The organism is Arthrobacter sp. B3I4, assembly GCF_030816855.1.
GTDB lineage: Bacteria > Actinomycetota > Actinomycetes > Actinomycetales > Micrococcaceae > Arthrobacter.
Genome location: NZ_JAUSYK010000001.1, coordinates 1,264,388 through 1,284,415 on the forward strand (window position 1 = coordinate 1,264,388; position 20,028 = coordinate 1,284,415).

At 67.4% G+C, this 20,028-nt stretch carries 19 protein-coding genes; 8 read left to right on the top strand and 11 right to left on the bottom strand.

The genetic code is table 11. The annotated features are described in order from the left end of the window. Nucleotides 1-73: 73 nt before the first annotated feature. Together QFZ61_RS05940 and QFZ61_RS05945 are read right to left on the bottom strand one after the other, a co-directional pair. A complete protein-coding gene (locus QFZ61_RS05940; protein ID WP_307038022.1) occupies nt 74-1,018 on the bottom strand; it encodes a metallophosphoesterase in 945 nt (314 codons plus the stop codon). Between the two features lie 5 nt (nt 1,019-1,023). Next, nucleotides 1,024-3,405 carry a transglycosylase domain-containing protein gene (locus QFZ61_RS05945; RefSeq protein WP_307034226.1) on the bottom strand — a complete coding sequence of 794 codons (2,382 nt, stop codon included), beginning with the start codon at nt 3,403-3,405 and terminating at the stop codon, nt 1,024-1,026. Nucleotides 3,406-3,442: 37 nt separating this feature from the next. Here QFZ61_RS05945 and QFZ61_RS05950 point away from each other — a divergent pair, with 37 nt between their 5' ends. The 3 genes from QFZ61_RS05950 to QFZ61_RS05960 are packed head-to-tail and all read left to right on the top strand — an operon-like array spanning nt 3,443 to nt 5,119. After that, entirely contained in the window at nt 3,443-3,598 is a 156-nt protein-coding gene (locus tag QFZ61_RS05950) for a DUF4177 domain-containing protein (protein ID WP_003797879.1), read from the top strand. Between the two features lie 2 nt (nt 3,599-3,600). Continuing rightward, nucleotides 3,601-4,191, top strand: coding sequence for a RidA family protein (locus tag QFZ61_RS05955; RefSeq protein ID WP_307034228.1), 591 nt, complete (start codon nt 3,601-3,603; stop codon nt 4,189-4,191). Nucleotides 4,192-4,207: 16 nt separating this feature from the next. Further along, on the top strand, nt 4,208-5,119 hold the full coding sequence (locus QFZ61_RS05960; protein ID WP_307034231.1) for an NUDIX hydrolase: 912 nt from the start codon (nt 4,208-4,210) through the stop codon (nt 5,117-5,119). 64 nt (nt 5,120-5,183) lie between these two features. Here the strand turns inward: QFZ61_RS05960 and QFZ61_RS05965 are convergent, their stop codons facing one another. From QFZ61_RS05965 to QFZ61_RS05980, 4 genes are all read right to left on the bottom strand, one after another. Next, complete coding sequence (locus QFZ61_RS05965) at nt 5,184-5,813, bottom strand: hypothetical protein (protein WP_307034232.1); 630 nt, start codon at nt 5,811-5,813, stop codon at nt 5,184-5,186. A gap of 53 nt (nt 5,814-5,866) precedes the next feature. Then, nucleotides 5,867-6,565 (bottom strand): sortase domain-bontaining protein, encoded by a 699-nt coding sequence (locus QFZ61_RS05970; RefSeq protein ID WP_307034234.1) that lies wholly within the window; start codon nt 6,563-6,565, stop codon nt 5,867-5,869. A gap of 24 nt (nt 6,566-6,589) precedes the next feature. Further along, on the bottom strand, nt 6,590-7,360 hold the full coding sequence (locus QFZ61_RS05975) for a CHRD domain-containing protein (protein ID WP_307034235.1): 771 nt from the start codon (nt 7,358-7,360) through the stop codon (nt 6,590-6,592). 433 nt (nt 7,361-7,793) lie between these two features. After that, nucleotides 7,794-8,471 (bottom strand): Crp/Fnr family transcriptional regulator, encoded by a 678-nt coding sequence (locus QFZ61_RS05980; RefSeq protein WP_011693220.1) that lies wholly within the window; start codon nt 8,469-8,471, stop codon nt 7,794-7,796. A gap of 194 nt (nt 8,472-8,665) precedes the next feature. Here QFZ61_RS05980 and QFZ61_RS05985 point away from each other — a divergent pair, with 194 nt between their 5' ends. Beyond that, entirely contained in the window at nt 8,666-9,847 is a 1,182-nt protein-coding gene (locus QFZ61_RS05985) for a MarP family serine protease (protein ID WP_307034237.1), read from the top strand. Between the two features lie 18 nt (nt 9,848-9,865). Here QFZ61_RS05985 and QFZ61_RS05990 read toward each other — a convergent pair whose 3' ends face one another. Then, on the bottom strand, nt 9,866-10,909 hold the full coding sequence (locus tag QFZ61_RS05990) for a DUF2332 domain-containing protein (protein WP_307034239.1): 1,044 nt from the start codon (nt 10,907-10,909) through the stop codon (nt 9,866-9,868). Between the two features lie 2 nt (nt 10,910-10,911). Then, nucleotides 10,912-11,385, bottom strand: a complete 474-nt coding sequence (gene aroQ, locus QFZ61_RS05995; RefSeq protein WP_307034242.1) for a type II 3-dehydroquinate dehydratase — start codon at nt 11,383-11,385, stop codon at nt 10,912-10,914. Nucleotides 11,386-11,516: 131 nt separating this feature from the next. On the opposite strand from aroQ, the gene QFZ61_RS06000 reads away from it, so the two are divergent. Then, complete coding sequence (locus QFZ61_RS06000) at nt 11,517-12,464, top strand: hypothetical protein (RefSeq protein ID WP_307034244.1); 948 nt, start codon at nt 11,517-11,519, stop codon at nt 12,462-12,464. Between the two features lie 2 nt (nt 12,465-12,466). On the opposite strand, the gene acs is transcribed toward QFZ61_RS06000, so the two are convergent. After that, the gene (gene acs / locus QFZ61_RS06005; protein WP_307034246.1) at nt 12,467-14,497 is read right to left on the bottom strand and encodes an acetate--CoA ligase; all 2,031 of its coding nucleotides are present in this window, start codon (nt 14,495-14,497) and stop codon (nt 12,467-12,469) included. A 411-nt stretch (nt 14,498-14,908) separates the two neighbouring features. Here acs and QFZ61_RS06010 point away from each other — a divergent pair, with 411 nt between their 5' ends. The 3 genes from QFZ61_RS06010 to QFZ61_RS06020 are packed head-to-tail and all read left to right on the top strand — an operon-like array spanning nt 14,909 to nt 17,812. Then, nucleotides 14,909-16,255, top strand: a complete 1,347-nt coding sequence (locus tag QFZ61_RS06010) for a hypothetical protein (protein ID WP_307034248.1) — start codon at nt 14,909-14,911, stop codon at nt 16,253-16,255. A 7-nt stretch (nt 16,256-16,262) separates the two neighbouring features. Then, the gene (gene nth, locus QFZ61_RS06015; RefSeq protein ID WP_307034250.1) at nt 16,263-17,135 is read left to right on the top strand and encodes an endonuclease III; all 873 of its coding nucleotides are present in this window, start codon (nt 16,263-16,265) and stop codon (nt 17,133-17,135) included. Then, nucleotides 17,132-17,812, top strand: coding sequence for a CoA pyrophosphatase (locus tag QFZ61_RS06020; protein WP_307034252.1), 681 nt, complete (start codon nt 17,132-17,134; stop codon nt 17,810-17,812). The genes nth and QFZ61_RS06020 overlap by 4 nt, the downstream gene beginning before the upstream one ends. 29 nt (nt 17,813-17,841) lie before the next feature. On the opposite strand, the gene QFZ61_RS06025 is transcribed toward QFZ61_RS06020, so the two are convergent. Together QFZ61_RS06025 and QFZ61_RS06030 are read right to left on the bottom strand one after the other, a co-directional pair. Continuing rightward, a complete protein-coding gene (locus tag QFZ61_RS06025) occupies nt 17,842-18,030 on the bottom strand; it encodes a DUF1508 domain-containing protein (RefSeq protein ID WP_307034254.1) in 189 nt (62 codons plus the stop codon). Between the two features lie 167 nt (nt 18,031-18,197). Beyond that, the gene (locus tag QFZ61_RS06030; protein WP_307034257.1) at nt 18,198-19,967 is read right to left on the bottom strand and encodes a bifunctional 3'-5' exonuclease/DNA polymerase; all 1,770 of its coding nucleotides are present in this window, start codon (nt 19,965-19,967) and stop codon (nt 18,198-18,200) included. Nucleotides 19,968-20,028 lie beyond the last annotated feature (61 nt).

The following is a 20,028-nucleotide window of genomic DNA, read 5'->3' on the forward strand; positions in this document are numbered from 1 at the left end:
AACTGGCGCAGATATTGTGATCCGTAATAGGCCCTTTTCCCCGCGGGGCGGGAGCGCCCGCGGTGCCTGGCCGCTAGGGCCGGGCGGTCAGGGTCAGCAGCACAGCCTCCGGTTTGCAGGCGATCCGGACCGGGGCAAAGCGGGAGGTCCCGATGCCGCCGGAGACATTCACCGGCGTCGTCCGTCCGTCCCTTCCCCAGTCGTTCAGGCCCTTGGCGCGCCAGGTAGGCAGGTCGCAGTTGGCGACGAGCGCCCCATAACCCGGAACGCAGATCTGGCCGCCGTGGGTGTGGCCGGCCAGGATGAGGTCCGCCCCGTCCCCGGTGAAATGGTCGAGTACCCGCTGGTAGGGGGCGTGCACGACGGCGACCCTCAGGTGCGGGTTGGCGTCCTGGCCGCTGGTGCCGCGCGGCCAGCCGGCGTACCGCTCGAGGCGCAGGTGCGGATCGTCGACCCCGGAAAAATCGACCCGCAGCCCCTTGAGGATGAGCGACTGGCAACGATTGGTGAGATCCACCCAGCCGGACATCCCGAAGCCGGACCGCAGCCGGGGCCAATCCAGCTTTTCCGGGCTCTTCGGCCGCAAGGACGGGCCGCGGAAGTAGGCTGCGGGGTTCTTCAGCCGGGGGGCGAAGTAATCGTTGGATCCGGGGACGAAGACGCCGGGGAACGTCATCAGGGGCCGCAGCGACTCCAGCAGGGGCTCAACGGCCTTGACGTGGCTGAGGTTGTCTCCGGTGTTGACCACCAGATCCGGCTTCAGGCCGGCCAAAGAGGCGAGCCAATCGGCTTTGCGTCGCTGGCCCGGCACGAAGTGGATGTCGCTGAGGTGCAACACGCGGATCGGACCGAAGCCGGGCGGCAAGATCGGGAGGTTCTCCTCGCGCAGAACAAACTGGTTCTTCTCCCACAAACCGTATCCGGCCGCAGCAACACCCCCGGCGGCCCCGACTGCAGTGGCTACGGCAAGGCCGCGCCCGATATGACGGACGCGGCCTGCCAGTGCACTGGCTTCCAGTGCCACTAGGGGTTGCTTCCATTGCCGCCGCCAGGATTGCTCGACGGAGCGGGTGCGGGGTTTGCGGGGGTACTAGGGACCGGTACCGGTGCGGGGGCCGGAGCCGGCGGCTTGGCCGGTGCGGGAGCAGGCGCGGGAACCGGCGCCTGCCTTGGCTGGGTGTACTGGCGCGGAGCGGGGGCCGGGCCCTGGCTGTAGCCGCCGCCGGACAGCAGGTTCGACGGCGGCGCCGGGAACGGGTCGGTACCGTAGCCCGGAGCCACCTGGGACATGAACTTTGACCACTGCGGGCCGGCGATCATGTAACCGTCAATGCCCTTGTAGAACTGGCCGTTGACGGTGATGTTCTGGCCCGGACGCTGCTGGGAGCCCAGCGCATCACCAAACCAGGAGGCAGTGGCCAGCCCGGTGGTGTGGCCCACCACCCAGGTGGACCCGTTGTTGTTCGATGTACCGGTCTTGGCCGCGATCGGGAAGTCGGTGCGGGTGGAGATGCGGGGCTGGATCAGCGCGCCCGAGCCCTTGTTCAGGACTTCCTGCAGCGCGTAATTGACGCCCCGGGCGACCTCCGGCTTAAGCGCGTCCCGGCAGTTGGTGGCCTGCGCCGGCAGTTGGGCGCCGGTCTGGTCAGTCACGGACGTGATGGCGATCGGCTCGCAGTATTTTCCGTCATTGGCGAAGGTCGCGAAGGCGCTGGCCATGGTCAGCGGCGAGGTCTGGGTAGAGCCCAGCAGGTTCGCCGTCGTGAACATGTTGATTTTCGGGTTCGGTTCCAGGATCTTCCCGTCCTTGTCCGTCGACGGCAGGCCCGAATGCAGCCCAACGGCGTCGACGATCTTCTGGATTCCGCAGAAGTCCAGCTGGGCTGCGGAGGCGAAGGTGACGGTATTGATCGAGTTGTAGAGGCCCTCAAGAACGGTGAGCGGGCGGTACCAGCCTTCTTCCGCGTTTTGGAGGTCCTCGGCGGCGCCAAGGTCCTTCTCGGCAGTGTTGTACGCGCCGGTGGTGACGCCGCAGGAGTTGCGCCACTTGAAGTCCAGCGGGTACTTCCGCACGGCGCCGTTCACCACCGTGTTCATGGACTTTCCTTCGTTGAGCCATTCAGCGAAGGTGAAGGGCTTCATCGTCGACCCGGGCTGGGCGCCGCCAAGGCCGTTGAGGTCGTTGCCCTTTTCGTCGTACTTGTCGACGTTAAAGTTGAGGTTGGAGTCGAACTTGCCCTCGCCCGGGAACCAGGTCGTGTTTTGAGCCATGTCGATGATCTTGCCCGTGCCAGGCTGGACCGACACCAGGGCCGCTCCCCATTTGTCCGGGTTCGCGCCGGCCGACGCGTTCACCTGCTCCTGGGCCACGGCCTGGGCCTTGGGATCCAGGGTGGTCTTGATGGTCAGGCCGCCGCGGAAAATCTTCCGCTGGCGGGCATCGGCGTCAGCCCCGTAAGCTGGGTTGTTCAGGAGCAGGTGCAGGACGTAGTCGCAGAAGTACGGCGCCGTCGCCGCGTACTGGCAGCCCTGCTTGGCCTGGGTGACCTTGGTTTCCACCGGGGCCGCGACGGCGGCGTCGTAGTCCGCCTGCTTGATCTTGCCCTGCGTCAGCATCGCTTTCAGCACCAGGTCCCGGCGCACCTTGGCGTTGTCGGGGTGGGTGATCGGATCGTAGAAGGACGGGCTGTTGACGAGGCCGGCCAGCAGCGCGGCTTGCGGCAGGGTGAGGTCCTTCGCGGAGGTGCTGAAGAAGAACTTGGAGGCGGCTTCGATGCCGTAGGCGTCGCGGTTGAAGAAGACGATGTTCAGGTAACCCTCAAGGATCTGCTCCTTGCTGAACTTCTTTTCCAGGGCAATGGCGAGCTTCATCTCGCGAAGCTTGTCGCCGACGCCCTTGTTGACGCCGTTCAGCAGGACCTGATCGCTCTTGCCTTCGGACTCCAGCGACGAGTTGATGACGTTGTTAACGTACTGCTGCGTGATGGTCGAAGCGCCCTGCTTGTTGCCGCGGGCGGTGCTGACCAGGGCGCGCACGATGCCGGTGGTGTCCACCCCGCCGTGCTCGTAGAAGCGGCTGTCCTCAATGGCGATCACCGCGTCCTTGACGTATGGCGACATCTGGTCAAGGGACACGCGGGTGCGGTTCTCGGAGAACAGGTTCGCGATCACGCTGCCGTCGGCGGCCAGAACCGTGGTCGACTGGCTCGGCGGATCAACCTGCAGTTCGGCGGGGAGGGTCTCGAAGAATTTGATCGACCCGCTCGCCGTGTTGCCCGAGAGGGCAGCAGCGGGCACCAAAAGTCCCGCCACGAGCACGCCACAGACAACGCTCACGCCAAGGAAGAGAATGAGCTTTCCAAGGGTGGTGGCCGTGTCGAATAAAGGGTTCTTACCAGTCGCCATGTTTTCCACTTTAGCGGCAAGGACTAGGCTTTACTTCATGACCAAATGGGAGTACGCCACGATTCCGCTCATTATCCACGCCACGAAGCAGATCCTGGATCAGTGGGGCGACGACGGCTGGGAGCTTGTCCAGGTAGTTCCGGGCCCCGACGGAAACGGCCTGGTTGCCTACTTGAAGCGGGAGAAGCAGTAGCCATGAGCACCGCCGAAACTGCCCGTGCGGGCGCCGGTGCAGAGACCCCGAACGTCGCCGGGAACGCCGCCTCGCAAGGTGAAAGCGACGTACGCACCGGCGCGCCGTCCGCTGTCGAGCAGCGCCTCGCCGAGCTCGGGCTGACGCTTCCTGCTGTGGCCGCACCGGTGGCTGCGTATGTGCCGGCTGTCATCTCCGGCAACCACGTCTACACCTCTGGCCAACTCCCGTTCATCGACGGCGCGCTTGAAGCCACCGGCAAGGTCTCGTCCGGAACTGAGGGCACCTCGGATGAACCGACAGTGTCACCGGACGCAGCCAAGCGTTACGCCGAGATTTGCGCCGTGAATGCCCTCGCCGCAGTGAAAAGCGTGATCGGCGATCTGGACCGCATCACACGGATCGTGAAAGTAGTGGGATTCGTCTCCTCCGACCCCTCGTTCACCGGACAACCCGGCGTCATCAACGGCGCGTCCGAACTGCTGGGCAAAGTCCTGGGGGACGCCGGCCAGCACGCACGTTCCGCCGTCGGCGTTTCGGTGCTGCCGCTCGACTCGCCGGTCGAGGTCGAACTCATCGCTGAATTCGCTTAGAAGCCGGTCGTTTCCCTTGCCGCACCTAGCACGACGTCTGTTCGTCCTTCCCCCGGATCTCGAGGGGGCCGCCCGCAGCTGGCTTGAACACGGCGAGCGGACGCCGCGCGCGCCCCGCTATGCGTCCTCGGTAGTTCTGCTGCGGGATTCGCCCACCGGGCTGGAGACCTGGCTGGGGTACCGGCCCGGTACTTCCCCGCTCGGTGTGCTCGCGTTTCCCGGCGGCTCGCTGGAAGCGTCCGACAACGACGCCGTCAGCTGGCTTGGCCCGACGCCGCAGTACTGGGCGGAGAAGATGGGAACGCCCGACGTCGGCCTGGCCCGCCGCCACGTGGTGGGCGCCATCCGCGAGCTCTTCGAAGAGACCGGCATCCTGCTGGCCGGGCCCGACCTGTCCTCCACGGTGGAAGGCACCTCCACGGGGGAGTGGATGCGGGCGCGGGAAGCAGTGGCCGACCAGGAGAAGTCCTTCACCGATGTGCTCGCCAAGCGCGGGCTGTCGGTGCGGACCGACCTGCTCAAGCCGCTGGTGAACTGGCTCAGCCCGGACTTCTCCCACCGGCGTTTCAACACCCGGTATTTTGCCGCGACCGTCCCGGTGAACCAGCAGCCGTCGCTGTTGGCCAGCAAAGGGGTATGGGCGCGCTGGGTCTGTGCCCGCAAGGTCATTGCCGAGCGGGACACCACGGCCCTGGGCGACGAGGTGGGCCAGCCGAATACAGTGGGCCTCACCTTGGGCGAACTGCTGGTTCCCGGGTCCGAGATCATGCTTGAGAAGATGGCAGCCGCCAACGGCTGCATTGCGTACCTCAGTTACAAGCGAACCGCCCACGCGTACCAGCCGGCGCTGGTCGAGGAGGGCGGCAAACTCATGTTGGAGGTTGAGGCCGCGAAGACCGTGGCAGGGGAACCCCAGCGCGAGCGCTGACCGTACCCGCCGGGCCAGGGTTGCAATGCGACCACGCGCTGTGCCCGGTCCCTGACCTCAGAGGTCAGGGATGTTTGACCCAGCAGGCCAAGATGGTGGTGGAAAGCTGGTAAGCCAGCGCGTTCCGGCTCACGCCCTCCGGCCCCAACGTTGCTGGCAGATCGGAGGCATCCACTTGCAAGACAAAGCTGTCCTTTTGGAAAACTGCTGATCCGTCACCGGTTTCGTAGGCCGGGAAACCGAGGTTTGCGAGGCCCTCGATGGGGCTGGCGTCCTTCGCCAGGGCCTGCATGGCGTTGAAGTATGTCAGTGCCGATGCCTGGTCCTTCGCCTCCCTGACGGAGATCTCCAAGGACCCCTCCTTGAGATGGTAGGTGCAGGTGAACGTGTTGTCGGCCCACTTATCGACTGTGTGCGGTTTCGAGTCCAAATCCAAAATAGCTGTCAGCCTGTCCATCGGCTGGTCCCCGCACACCATCCGTGCAGCGTCGCTGGGACCTGCGGCTTGCGGCGTGCCCGGGTGTGAGGAGGAGCCGTGGCTGTGCCCGCCGGCGTGCGCCGATTCGCCGGCAGCTGAGGACGACAGCGGGGCCTCTGCGGCGACCGGCGTTACGGATCCGGCGGCTGTTGCACAACCGGATAGCAGCAGTGATGTGGCGGCCAGCGCAGCCAGGGCGTGCCTACGGTGTTTCATGTCCAGTCCATTCGGCGTCAGTAGCCGCTCACGGTATGAGCGGGATCCGGGTTTCAAACTCTTAGTTTTGCGAAGATGACGTAGTTGTCATCGAAGAGCTGGGTGGCGGGGTCGTAACCGTCGCATGTGATGAGCCGGAGCTCAGCTCCGGGGGTGGTGCCGTAGACCTCCAGGGTGGGGAAGTCGTTTTTGCTGTACTGGGCGCCGTGGTCGACCGTGAACACTGCCATGGTGCCATCGGCCCGGGAGACCTTGACATCGGTTCCCGGTGTGAGCTTGCGGAGGTCAGCGAAAACGCCGGTGGCACCGCCGAGCGCGTTGACGTGGCCCAGGATTACGGATGGTCCTCGTTCTCCTGGGGTGGGAGAGCCGTCGTACCAGCCGGCGGGCGCTCCGTTGCCGCTGTCCTGCGGGACCTCGAGGGAGCCGTTCTCCCGGAGTCCGAGTTTCAGGAGGTCGGTTTGCAGGCCGATGGCCTGGATTTCCAAGGTCACCGGCTCGGATCGGGTCAGCACCGCGGGCTCCGCCATCGCGGGCGCGGCAGACGGACTCGATGTGGGAGGCACCGCTCTGGCGGAGCCGGGGGCTGCGGTGGTGGCCGGGGAGGGTAAGGCGGAAAACGAAGACGGCGAGCCGGCGTCGGGTGTTCCGTTGTTTCCCGTGCCGCAGCCGGACAGCGTCAGCAGGAGCAGAACCCCGGCCGTGACGGCGGCGCAGAGGCTTCCGAAGCGGCCGGGATTCTTGGTTCTCACAGTAGTGATCCGGTCAGCCGGTGCTTAAGCTGCCGCACCGGCGGTGCGGCGGCGGATAATGTAGCCGCCGCCGGCGAGGGCCGCCAGGGTGAGGCCGCCGCCAAGGGCGAGGGCGCCGGTATCGGTGCCCGCTTCAGTCGTGACGCCTGTGTCAGCGCCACCGACAGGCATAGTCATCTGGCCGGCCTTCAGGGTCCCGCACAGCGCCGGGGAGGTAGCGGCCAGCGGAAGGGACGGTGCAAGGTCGCTCTTGGCGGCCTGTCCTGCCGCGCTGAGTGTGGCCGGGTCAAGGCCGTGGACGACTACCACAGCGGTGCCGGCTTGGAGGGCTGCCTTGGTCTCGGCATTCAATTCGAACGTGCGGTCAATGGTGTAGGCGGCACCCTGGCCGCCAACCTTGAGGTCAAGGCCGGCTGCGGGGCTGGTGTCGCCGCTCGTGGACAAAGTAGTGGCGATAGCGCCGTAGGAGGGAGCACCTTCGGTAGTGGAGATGACTTTGTCACCGTCCTTGTCGGCCGACGGCGCCGGGCATGTGCCTTGGGCTCCGCCGTGGATGTGTTGAACGTGCGGGTACGGTGCGTCCATGAAGGTCGCGGGCATCCCGGCGACCTTCAGGACAACATGTGCCTGGTTGCCCGTGACGTCAACCGTGACGGTACCGGAGCCAGCGCTGCCGTTGACCTGGCCCAAAGTGGACTGATAGGACTGGTCCGCTGCCATTGCGGGAGAGCCGGATACGGCCAAGGCAGCCAAAGCCAAGGTAGGGACCGCCATCAGGCGAAGGGTCTTTTTCATGTTGTAGATCTCCTCATACACGTGCGTGGGATGTTCGCACCCCCGGAGAGGGGCCACCTGTACTTCGGAACGGATCGTGACAAGGATGGGTAAGCATATGACATAGCCCACATTGCTTCTTAACCGCCCGCGGGCATCGGTTACGCCAAATTATGTCCGTTTGACACGGGCAAGCACCTTGACCGCGGGTGGATGCCGTTGGAGCCAAAACCCGCCTTCGTGCAGGCAGGCCCGACGGTACAACGCCATTCGGACCTCATCTGAGAGAAAACACATCAAGGCTCCGTCCTCACGGGGGACGCAGCCTTGAAATGTGAAAAAGGGGAAGCCTGACCTGCGGGCCGGAAGCCTGCACCGCCGAAGAATTGCAGCACCGACCCTCGGCGCGCAGTTCGTAACGGGCAGGCCCTTCGCTTTGAGCTTTTGGGGACGGTTAGCGCGAGCGCTGGCGGAGGCGCTGCATGTCAAGAATGACGACGGCGCGAGCCTCCAGCCGCAGCCAGCCGCGCTGGACGAACTCGGCGAGGGCCTTGTTGACCGTTTCGCGGGAAGCGCCGACCAGTTGGGCCAGCTCTTCCTGGGTCAGTTCGTGGGCAACGAGGACGCCGTCGGTCGCAGGGCGGCCGAAGCGGTCCGCCAGGTCGAGCAGGGCTTTGGCGACGCGGCCCGGGACGTCCGAGAACACCAGGTCGGACAGGGAATCATTGGTTCGGCGCAGGCGGCGGGCGAGGGCCTGCAGCAGCTGGGCGGACACCTCTGGGCGGGTGCGAAGGAGGGCGTTCAGGCTTTCGTTCTTCAGCCCGGCCAGCCGCGTTTCGGAGACAGCAGTCGCGGTGGCCGTGCGCGGGCTCGGGTCGAACAGCGCCATTTCGCCGAAGAGCTCGCCCGGGCCGAGGATGGCGAGCAAGGACTCGCGGCCGTCGGGGGAGGTGCGGCCGAGCTTCACTTTGCCCGAGACGATGAAGTAGAGCTGGTCACCCTGGTCGCCTTCCCGGAAAACCGAGGCCCCGCGTGAGAGGTCCACCTCGGTGAGCTCGTCCGTCAGCAAACGGAAGGCCTCGTCGTCGAGCGTGGCGAAAAGGGGTGCGCGGCGCAATACCTCGATGTCCATAAAATCTCCTGACTAAACTGTGTCGGCTGGGGCGCTCCAGCTATTCTTTCAGAAGTTTGCGGCTTCTGTGACGTACTTGGCATCGAGGCGGCCTAATCACAAGGCTGCCGACCCTCCGGCCTGGTGCCCGGCAACTGACTTCGTGTCAGCCCGCGCCGGTAGAATGAGCTCCTACCAGTATCTAAGGAGCCCCGGTGTTTGGCTTGACCATCTTGGACCTGGCGTTGCTCTTGACGCTCTTGTCCTACCTGATCTACGGCCTGCGGAACGGCTTCTTGGTGACCCTTGGCGGCATTGCAGGGTTCGCGGCCGGAGCAGTGGCCGCTTTCGTTTCGGTGCCCATCGTGAGCGACCTGGTGGACGATCCGGGCTGGCGGCTCACCGCCATCATCGCCACCGCAGTGCTGCTGATGATGATCGGGCACGGGCTGGGAACCATGATCGGACGGCGCATCCGCAGCGTCGTCAAAATCCCGCCGCTCCGGCTGGCCGACCGGGTGATCGGCGGCGGAGTCAACGTCGTCGTATCCGCGCTGGTGATGTCCATGCTGGCGTTCAGCATCAGCGCCCTGGGCGTTCCCTTCGTTTCGCAGCAGCTCGCCGACTCCAAGGTGATCGGTTTCATAGACGGCGTCACCCCCACGCCGTTGAAGACGTCAATGGCCCAGTTGCGCTCCACAGTGATTGGCGACGGGATTCCGACGCTGCTCGAGGGTATCGGCGGCCAGCCCGTAACCGTCCCGGACGCCAGCACGGACACGCCCGCCCTGAACGGCGCTGCCGCTTCGGTGCTGAAGATCGCCGGAACCGCGTACCAGTGCGGACAGAACCAGACAGGCAGTGGCTTTGTCGTTTCCCCGGACCGGGTCGTGACCAACGCCCACGTCGTGGCCGGCGTCCCGGAGCCCGTCGTCGAGGTTCCCGGCGGCGGGGCGCTGCCCGGCCGGGTCGTCTACTTCGACAGCCAGCATGACCTGGCCGTCCTGGCCGTCGAGGGGCTGCCATCCGCGCCGTTGCCGCTTGGCTCCAATCTTCCTGCCGGCAGTCCGGCTGCGTTCGCGGGCTACCCGCACGGCGGACCGTTCCAGTCCAAGCCCGCGGCCGTGCGGGACATCGCCACCGTTCTGGTCCCGGACATCTACGGCAACAACGCTGCGCCCGAGGATGTCTACCGGCTCGCCGGCGATGTGCAGCCCGGGAACTCGGGCGGCCCGCTCCTCACCACGGACGGACGGGTGGCCGGTGTCGTGTTTGCCAAGTCCACCTCCGAGAACTCGCTCGGGTTCGCCATCACTATGAACGATCTGGGCCCCGTGGCTGCACAGGCGCCCGGGCTGGGCGCAGCCGTCTCGCCCGGTCAGTGCGTCAAGAAATAGCGAAACGAACCGGCGCCCTCAGCGGGCTGCAATCCATTCCAGGCTCTGGCCGTGCGGGCCGGCAATCGCTACCGGCACGCCGTCCTCCAGCAGCAGGAAGCGGCCGCGCAACCGCGCGTCGTCCATTTCGGGCACCACGCTGGAGCCGTCGGCCTGGACGATGACCGTGTGGCCCTCGTTCGAGATCCAATGGCAGCCCCGGTCCGCGGCCAGCAGCGCGACGGTCTCGCGGAAGCGTTCCCGGCTGTCGGCATCCAGGTAGGCCATGACCGCGCTGTGGAACACGACGAGCGCAGCATCAGGCGGTGCTTGCCCGGCCAGGGCCACCAGCTCTTCATTCAGGTCCCCGGGGGCCAACAGCGGCGGACCGGCCTGCGCGACGGCGATCGCCTGGCGCAGCCGTTCCCGGCGGAAGTCCTGCTCAGGCCAGATCAGCGCCTCCAGCCAGGCGACGTCGTCCGGGTCGCTGATGTCGAGCGGATTCAGGTCGATGCCGGCGCGCCACGCCACCTGGGGCGGCCGGTCCGGCAACGGCACTGGCCCGGCCGTGGCGCAGTGCAGGACCGGGTGGCTGCCAGTCACGGCGCCGGCCGGGGCGAGTCGCGTCACAGGACCCGCGGCGCCGGCAACATATTCGTAGCCGTAGCGGTCGGGATACAGGCTCAGCCCTGCGGAGGCACCGACTTCGATCAGAGCCAGCGGTCGGCCTTCGGCGGCAGCGATTCGGGCCAGGGACGGGAGCAGCGCGGCGCAGCGGCCGGCCTCGTTCGTCTGGGTGGACCGGGAGAGGACAGTCCGGGCCAGCTCGTCCCAATGCGCGTCCAGAAACCGCCGGAACTCGGGGTACGGGCTGATCCGGGCGCCGAGAAAACGGGCGGCAGCCAGCATCAGCAGCGGCTGGCGCTTGTTGTGTGGCCATCGCTCAATCCGCCGGATCAGTTCGGGGTCGTCCGCTATGCCCAGCGACCACTCCGCATAGCAGGCGGAGTTGCCGGGTGCGTCAACGGTGCCGAAATGCCGGTACCAGTCCGCGGTCCCTCCGGGCTCCGGCGCGGCGGACATGCTCAGTCCCGGGTGGCGAGCAGGTCGGCGAGATATTCGACGGCGAAGCGGTACCCGAGGATGCCTGCGCCGGCGATCACGGCTTTGCTGACGTCCGACAGGTAGGAGTGGTGCCGGAACGCTTCCCGGGCGTGGACGTTGGTGATGTGGACCTCGACGGCGGGCAGCTGCACGGCGGTGATGGCGTCACGGAGCGCCACGGACGTGTGGGTGTAGGCCCCGGCGTTGAGGACGATGCCCGCTGCCTTGCCGCGGGCGCCGTGGATTGCGTCCACCAGCGCTCCCTCATGGTTGGACTGGAAACACTCGACGTCGAGCCCGTGCGCCGCGCCGGCGTCCTTGGCGAGCTGTTCGACGTCGGCCAGTGTAGCCGTGCCGTACTTCTCCGGCTCGCGCGTGCCCAGCAGGTTCAGGTTCGGCCCATTAAGGACCAGGATGGTGCCGCGGCCGGCACCGGCGGGGGTCGCTTCGCTCATGCCAGCCAATCTATCGCGTAACCGCGGCTCTGGCCCGCGGCGGGCCCGCTCCCTAGACTGAAAGGACCATCGTGCGGAGCCTCCGTAGCGGTCGGTCCGCGCAACCAGCCCATTCTTTTTGGAGCGTCATCATGCGCAATATTTCCACGGGAACAACAATCCGTCGTGTGGCCGCGGCTCTCCTGGCCGCGGCCGCAACGCTCCTGCCGGCGCCGCTGGCCACCGCCGCCGGGCCGGACTCCGGCCATGGCGGCTCCGTCATCACCCTCCCCGGCGCCACCGGCGCCGAAGGCATCGCGGCCGGTGAAGGTTCCACCTTTTTTGCCGGCGACCGGCTCAACGGAGACATCTTCCGCGGCGACATCCGCGACGGCACCGCAAGTAGGTTCATCACCGCTCCCTCCGGCCGGTCCGCGGCCGGCATGAAGGTGGACGTGTGCCATGACTTGCTCTTCGTCGCCGGCGGCGGCACAGGCCAGGCGTACATTTATGACCTGGATTCCGGGAAGACGGAGGCGACCTACCAGCTGGCCGCGCCCGGCGCGAGCTTCATCAACGACGTCACCCTGACCAGCCGGGGCGCCTGGTTCACGAACTCCCAGGCCGGCGAGCTTTACTTCGTACCGGTGGCCCGTGGCGGAGAACCCGGCACGGCACGCACCCTGAAGCTGACCGGGCCTGCGGCGCCGCTGGACCAGGGCTTTAACCTCAACGGAATCGCGTCCACCGAGGACGGTGGCACCCTCATCGTCGCCCACACCGCCCGCGGTCTGCTCTACACCGTGGACCCCCGCACCGGTGAGAGCGCCCAGATCGAGGGCGTGAGCGTTCCCAACGTTGACGGCATCCTGCTTCGGGGCAACACGCTGTGGGCTGTGCAGAACCTGAACAACTTGGTCAGCCGCGTCCATCTCGGCCACGGCCTGGACTCCGGCGCCGTGCGCCAGGTGATCACCAGCCCGCACTTCGACGTCCCCACCACGGCTGCCTTGTTCGGCAACACCCTCGCGGTGGTCAACGCGAAGTTCACTAACCCGGCGGCGACAAGTTTCGAAATAGTCCGGGTCCGCGCCCGGTAACCCTACTTCTTCAGCGAGCTGGCGATCTGCGCCATCACGGAGTTGTCAGCCAGCGTGGTCGCGTCGCCGACCTCGCGGCCCTCGGCGACGTCCTTGAGCAGCCGGCGCATGATCTTGCCGGAACGCGTTTTGGGCAGCTCCGGAACCACCAGGATGGTTTTGGGCTTGGCGATCGGCCCGATCTCCTTGCTCACGTGGTTGCGGAGTTCCTGAACCATGGCGTCGCCGGAATCCACCGCGTCCCCGCGCAGGATCACGAACGCCACCACGGCCTGGCCGGTGGTGTCGTCCGCTGCGCCCACGACGGCGGCTTCCGCGACGGCCGGGTGGGACACCAGGGCTGATTCGATTTCCGCCGTGGAGAGCCGGTGGCCGGAGATGTTCATGACATCGTCAACCCGGCCAAGCAGCCAGACGTCCCCGTCCTCGTCCTTCTTGGCGCCGTCACCGGCGAAGTACATCGTCTCGAAACGGGACCAGTAGGTCTCCTTGAAGCGTTCCGGGTCGCCCCAGATGCCGCGCAGCATGGCCGGCCACGGCTCGCGGATCACGAGGTAGCCGCCTGCGCCGTTGGGCACCGACTCGCCGGCTTCGTCAACGACGTCCACGGCGATGCCGGGCAGCGGGACCTGGGCGGAGCCCGGTTTGGTGGCGGTGACGCCCGGCAGCGGCGCGATCATCTGGGCGCCGGTTTCGGTCTGCCACCAGGTGTCCACAATCGGGGCGGGGTGTTCCTTCTTCTCGCCGTGGGCTCCGGCGTTGGAGCCGATAACGTCCCGGTACCACATCCAGGCCTCGGGGTTGATCGGTTCGCCCACTGAACCCAGGACCCGGATCGAGGAGAGGTCGTACTTCGCCGGGACCTCCTTGCCCCACTTCATGAACGTGCGGATCGCGGTGGGTGCCGTGTAGAGGATGGATACCTTGTACTTCTCCACGATTTCCCACCAGCGGCCCTGGTGCGGGGAATCGGGGGTGCCTTCATACATCACCTGGGTCGCGCCGTTGATGAGGGGCGCGTAGGCGACGTAGGAGTGACCGGTGACCCAGCCGACGTCGGCCGTGCACCAGTAGACGTCCGTTTCCGGGTGCAGGTCGAAGACTGCCCGGTGCGTGTAGGCGCACTGAGTGAGATAGCCGCCGGTGGTGTGCAGGATGCCCTTGGGTTTGCCGGTGGTGCCGGAGGTATAGAGGATGTACAGCGGGTGCTCGGAGTCGTGGCCGACGGCAGTGTGCTCGGCGGAGGCGACCTCGACGGTCTCGGACCACCAGTGGTCGCGGCCCTCGTGCCAGTCCACGTCCTGGCCGTTGCGCTTGACGACGACGACGTTCTGGACCGTGTGGCCGTTACCGTCTCCCTCGTGGGACAAGGCATCGTCGACGGCGTGCTTGAGGGAACTCGGCTTGCCGCGGCGGTAGGTGCCGTCGGCTGTGACGACGAGTTTGGCTTCGGCGTCGTCGATCCGGGAACGGAGCGCCTCGGCGGAGAAGCCGCCGAACACCACGGAGTGGATGGCGCCGATCCGCGCGCAGGCCAGCAGCGTGATGACGGCCTCGGGGATCATCGGCAGGTAGACCGCGACGCGGTCACCCTTGGCGACGCCAAGGGACTCAAAGGCGTTGGCGGCCTTCTTGACCTCTTCGGTGAGCTGGGCATAGGTGTAGGTGCGGGTGTCGCCGGGTTCGCCCTCGAAATAAATGGCGACGCGGTCGCCGTTGCCGGCCTCGACGTGCCGGTCAAGGGCGTTGTACGCGGCATTGACCTCGCCGCCAACGAACCACTTAGCGAACGGCGGATTGGACCAGTCCAGCGTCTCCGTGAAGTCCTTGCTCCAGCTCAGCAGCTGGCGGGCCTGCTTGGCCCAGAACGCTGGCCGGTCGGCGTCGGCCTCGGCGTAGTCGGCGGCCGTGACCACGGCGTTGGCGGCGAACTCTGCCGAGGGGGAGAACTTGCGGTTCTCCTGCGACAGGTTTTCGAAGGCATCGCCGTGCCGGGGCGTGGCGGTGGTGGAGCCGGGGGTCTGCTGGGACATGGTGAACCTCATCATTCATCGAGCCGTGCCGTACGGGCCGACCGTCCCCCCTCCGTCCCGGCCACCTGGGCGGCGTCGGGCATTGGCTGGTCACGGCGAACCGTAAAGAGCTGTTCCGAAATACACACTAACCCTTGGCCCGGACAGAACGTGTGCCCCATCACAAAGGGCGCCGCGAGCGGCGTTTATTAAGCGCCGAGTGGCGGCACGGGGTCCTGGCGCCCACTGAGCGGCCGCCGCCGGGGCGCTGGTGCGCGGGCCACGGCAGGTCAGCTAGTGATCGGTCCGGCACTTGGTTAGGCTGAGACGAAACCGTGACATCCGATGGGAGCAACAGGGCCGCAAACGGTCCTGACTTTGCCTGCCCTTAGGCGGCACTGTCCAGAGTGCGGCCCTGCTAAGGAGAACAGAATGAACGAGCAAAGCAACGGGCAGCTCCAGGCGCCCTCCCGAGCCGACGGCCCGGGGCAGGCAACCGGGCAGGGGGAACACCCGCGCTTTACCGTGGATAAGCCGAATCCGAAGAACAATGAAGCCGTGCTGGGGCAGTTCACCGTCCGGGACCTCACCGTTTTCGGCTCAACGCTGGTTCTCTTCATCGCCTCGCTGATTCCCATGTTCGCCGTCCGGTACAACCTCTGGAACCTGGGGAGTCTCTTCTTCCTGGGTCTGGGAATCCTTCTGCCGCTGATCGTCGTCGCGCTGTTCGTGGCACGCCGTGTCAGCCCAGGCACGAAGATCCGGATCGGCTCCCTCTCGATCGACCAGTTCGCCTCCGTTGTGGCCTCCTTCAGCCTGGCCTTCTTCTTCCTGGCCGCCGCCGGCGCTTTCGTTCCGAGCCTGCTGCTGGGGCTCGTGGGAGCGCTCGGTCTCTTCGCCGCCACGGTGCTCGCGCGCTTGTTCCCGGTTTTCGCCGGCGACTTCCTGCACCGCGCCGAAACCCCCGCGCACGTTGTAGCCAGGGAAGCCGCGGAGCCGGTCCGCAAGCCGCGTGCAGCCAAGGCGCCGAAACCCGCAGGCGACGCCACGGCGTCCAAGCAGGGAAGCAATCCGCTGGCGGGCTGGGCTAAGCGCATCACCCCCGGAAAAGACGCAGCCAGTAAAGAATCAAACAGCGTGCAGCACGCCCCGCAGGGCCACGGGCCGCAGGGTGCGTCACACGTCGTCGCTGCCGGTGCTGCGGGTGCTGCGGGCGGCAGTGCCGCCGGGCATGCCCGTCCGGCCGCCGCTGAGCCCGCTACCCAGGCCCATGGCGTCGTACCGACTGCATCCCCCGAGCCGACGGCGGGGTACGCCCCGGCGGCAGATGCAGGACCGTCCACCCAGCGGACCGAAGCCGCAGCCGCACCGGTCGGCTCCAACGCTGCAACGTCCGCTCAGGCTGCCCAGGCTCCGAACCCGGCCGCGGAAGAAACCCAAGCCGCCGCAGTCCCGGCGTCGGCAGCAGGATCCTCCGCAGTCGGCCACGATGCCCCCACCGCCCTCACCCCCCAGGTCCACGCCCAGGAGCCGATCGGCGCCACAGTGGACCCGGCGAGCCGCCCCGCCGCGGGCGACCAGCCCGTCTACGAGGCGTTCTGGTTCGCGGTTGCGCAGCCCCGCACCGCCGTCGACGAGCACACCGGCGCCCCCGCGTTCGTCGTCGAGCCCGGCGGCTGGGTCCTCGCCCTCGAAGACCGGGGCCATGAGTTCCTGGTCCAGCACACGGACGGCCGGGTCGGCGTTCTGCGCGATCTGAGCAACATCGAACGCGGCTAACCACGCCATGGCCAGCACCCCCGGCAGCCCGCGCACCGGCAAAACGAGCCCCGGCGGCTCGGACCCCGGCGGCCCGGATCCCGGTAGCGGGCGGGTTGCCGGGGAGACGTTGCTGGGGCTCAAGCGCCGGGGCCGCCGGATCAACCGGGCGCTGGCCGAGCAGTACCCTTACGCGCACGCCGAACTGGATTTCCGCAACCCGTTCGAGCTGGTCGTAGCCACAGTGCTGTCGGCCCAGACCACGGATGTGCTGGTCAACCAGATCACGCCGCTGCTCTTCGCCCGCTACCCGGACGCCCGGAGCATCGCCGAGGCTGAGCCCGCCGACGTGGAAGCCATCGTCAAGCCCACCGGCTTTTTCCGGGCGAAAACGCGGAACCTGATGGCGCTGTGCACCAAGCTTGTGGACGACTACGACGGCGAAGTGCCCGGCCGACTGGAGGACCTTGTGAAGCTCCCCGGCATCGGGCGGAAGACCGCGAACGTCGTGCTCGGAAACGCCTTCGGCATCCCGGGCATCACCGTGGACACCCACTTCGGCAGGTTGGCCCGCCGCTTCGGCTGGACGGCGTCGGAGGATCCGGTGAAGATCGAGTTCGACGTCGCCGAACTGTTCGAACGGAAAGACTGGACGATGCTCTCGCACCGGGTCGTGTTCCACGGCCGGCGGGTGTGCCACTCCCGCAAACCGGCCTGCGGCGCCTGCGCCGTGGCGAATTGGTGCCCCAGTTACGGGACGGGTGAGACGGACCCGGACAAGGCCAAGGCGTTGCTGAAATACGAGCTGGCTCCCGGGCAGGAGGAGTTGCTGGCAAAGCTGCTCGCCGAGACCCACCGCGCCGCTGAAATCCGGATGGAATCCCAAAGAAGGCCCCAATGACCGCACGACAGGACCTCATCGATCTGGTGGCCGCGGTGGAGGCCGGCACGGCTCCGCCCCCGGACCCTCGGTGGCGGGAGCTGACGGTTGAACCGGGCGAACGCGTGCGCCGGGCCGCCGTACTGATGCTCTTCGGTTCCCTGGACGATGTCCCCGCGGCCTCGGTGAAACTGCTCGCACCTGCGGATCTTGACGTGCTGCTGCTTCAGCGCGCACAGACGCTGGACGACCACCCGGGCCAGGTGGCCTTTCCCGGCGGCGGCATCGACCCTGGCGAGTCCGTGATTGAAGCGGCCCTGCGCGAGGGGGAAGAGGAGACCGGGCTGGATCCGCGCGGAGTCGAGGTCCTGGGCGTCATGCCGGAGCTGGCGCTGCCGAGAGGCAACTTCCTGGTCACTCCGGTCCTGGGCTGGTGGGCTTCACCGTCACCGGTCCGGGTCGTGGACTACGGCGAGTCCTCGCAGGTCTTCCGGGTTCCGGTCCGGGATCTCCTCGACCCGGACAACCGGGTGATGGCCACCGTCAGCCGGGCCGGCCAGACTTTCCGAAGCCCGGCGTTTGCGGTCAACGGCGTGGTGGTCTGGGGCTTCACCGGGATGATCCTGAACCAGCTGTTCGACCAGCTGGGCTGGTCAGTTCCGTGGGACCGCACCCGGTTGCACGGGATCGACGTTTAGCGGAACGGGGCTAGGCGCAGCGCGCCCGGCTAGCCTTGCCCGGCGGACCGGTCCACGACCAGCCCGGTCGCGGCGTCCCGCACCGCGGTGATGCCGGCAGCCGCGCCCACGACGGTGGTGTAGGGCGGCGAGACAGCAACCACCGTCCCGTCCGGTGCCGTCATCCTGAAGAAGTACGACGCGTCTCCGGACGCTGCGATTTCGAATATGCCAGCCACCGTGCTGCCTTCCGTTCCCTGCCTCATTGCCTTGCCTTCGCACCGGCGGGAAGGTCGAATGTCCGGCCGGTATTTCGAACGTAACAAGGCCCGGAGTAGGGCCGCAACGCTACTGCCGGGTACATTACCCGGGGCGTCACACGCGGCGTCCGGCGTCGTTTTATCGGCTATTTCGCGTTGTCATAGGACTCGACGACGGCGACGCTCACCGGAAACTCCACCGGGATCCGGCCGAACAACAGCTCCTTGGCCGCGGCGGCGGACTCTTCAATGACCTGGACGCAGGACTCGACGGCGCCGTCCGGGCAGTGGACCATCACTTCATCGTGCAGGAAGAAGACGAGCTCCCCGGCGGGGGAGCCGGCAGCGCGCAGGGTCCGCAGCCGGCGTCGGAGTTCCGCCAGCCAGCAGGCGGCCCAGTCCGCGGCCGAGCCCTGCACCACGAAGTTGCGGGTGAACCTGCCGCGCGCCCGCGCCAGCGATTCGGCCCGGCGTTGTTCCTCGGAGGTGGCGGACCGCTGGCTGAGCAGCCAGCGGTCCGAGGGCGGCGGGCTGCTGCGCCCCAGCCGGGTGGTCACGGTCTGGCCCGCCTCGCCCTCACGCGCGGCCTGCTCCACGAAGCCGACAGCCCGCGGGTAAAGGCGGGCCAGTTGCGGCATCAGGCGGCCGGATTCGCCGCTCGTTGCCCCATAAATGGCGCCGAGCAATGCCACCTTGGCTTTGGCACGGTCGCCGCCAAAACCCTGGGCGGCGATGCCGGCGTAGAGGTCTTTGTCCCTGGCGGCCTCGGCCATTTTGGTGTCCTGGGCCAGTGCGACCAGCACGCGCGGCTCCAGCTGGGAGGCATCGGCGACGATCAGCTTGTGCCCCGGGTCGGCGTGCACCGCGCCCCGGATCTGCCGCGGAATCTGCAGCGCTCCGCCGCCGCGTGAGGCCCAACGGCCCGAGACCACGCCGCCCACCACATACTCCGGACGAAAGCGGCCGTCCGCGACCCAGGCGTCCAGCCAGGCCCAGCCGTTCGCGGCGTGAAGCCGGGCGAGCTTCTTGTAGGCGAGCAACGGTTCGATCGCCGGGTGGGTGGACTCCTTCAGTTCCCACTGCCGGGTGCTCTTTACCTCAATCCCGTTGCGGTGCAGGGCCCGCATCAGGTCTTGCGGGGAGTCCGGGTTCAGCGCGGGGGACTGCAGCAGGCGGCGAAGTTCGCTGTTGAGGGCCTCCAGCTTCGCCGGACGGTGGCCGTGGGGCGGCCGCGGCCCGAGATGGCCGGCGAGGATCTGCTCGTGCAGCTCCTCGCGCCATGGCACGCCGGTGTGCTGCATTTCGGTAGCGATTATGGCGCAAGCGGACTCGGCGGCCAGCAGGAGCTGGAGCCGCTGCTTGCGGTGGCTGCCGGCGTGCCCGGTGCCGGCCGACCCCGCGCCGGCCGACCCCGCACCGCCCAATCCGGGGCCGCCCTGCCCCGCGAGGGCCAGCGCCTCCTGCTGGGCGGCGTACTCGGCACGCAGCTCTTCGAGTGAATGCCGCGGGGCCGCCTGCAGCCGGGCGTCATCGAACAGGGCGCCCTGGTCCGCGGGCGGGGGCGGCGGCTGCAAAACCCGCGGCGGTTGCGCGAGGTCATCGTCCTGGGTCAGCTTCTCCGCAGACCGGGCGTAGTCGGTGTGCGCCGTGAACGCAGAGTGGGCCAGGATGGCGCCGCACAGGGTCAGGTCATAGCAACGCTCCACCTCGACGCCGGCAGCCAGCAGGGCCGGGTACCAGTCCTGGGTACGGTGCCAGATCCAGCGGGCCCCCCGACGCTCCAGATCACGGACAACGCCGGGCAGCTCGGCGGTGCTGACCAGGCGCGGTTTGGGGGCGGCAGGATCTGGATCGCCCGACGGCGTGAGCCGCTGCACGGCTGCGCCGTCAGGGTGGGCGGCGAGCAGCAGATGCATGGACTCAATTCTGCCCTGCTGTTCCGTGCTGAAATGCCAGCGGCCGCGGGGACGGTTTTCC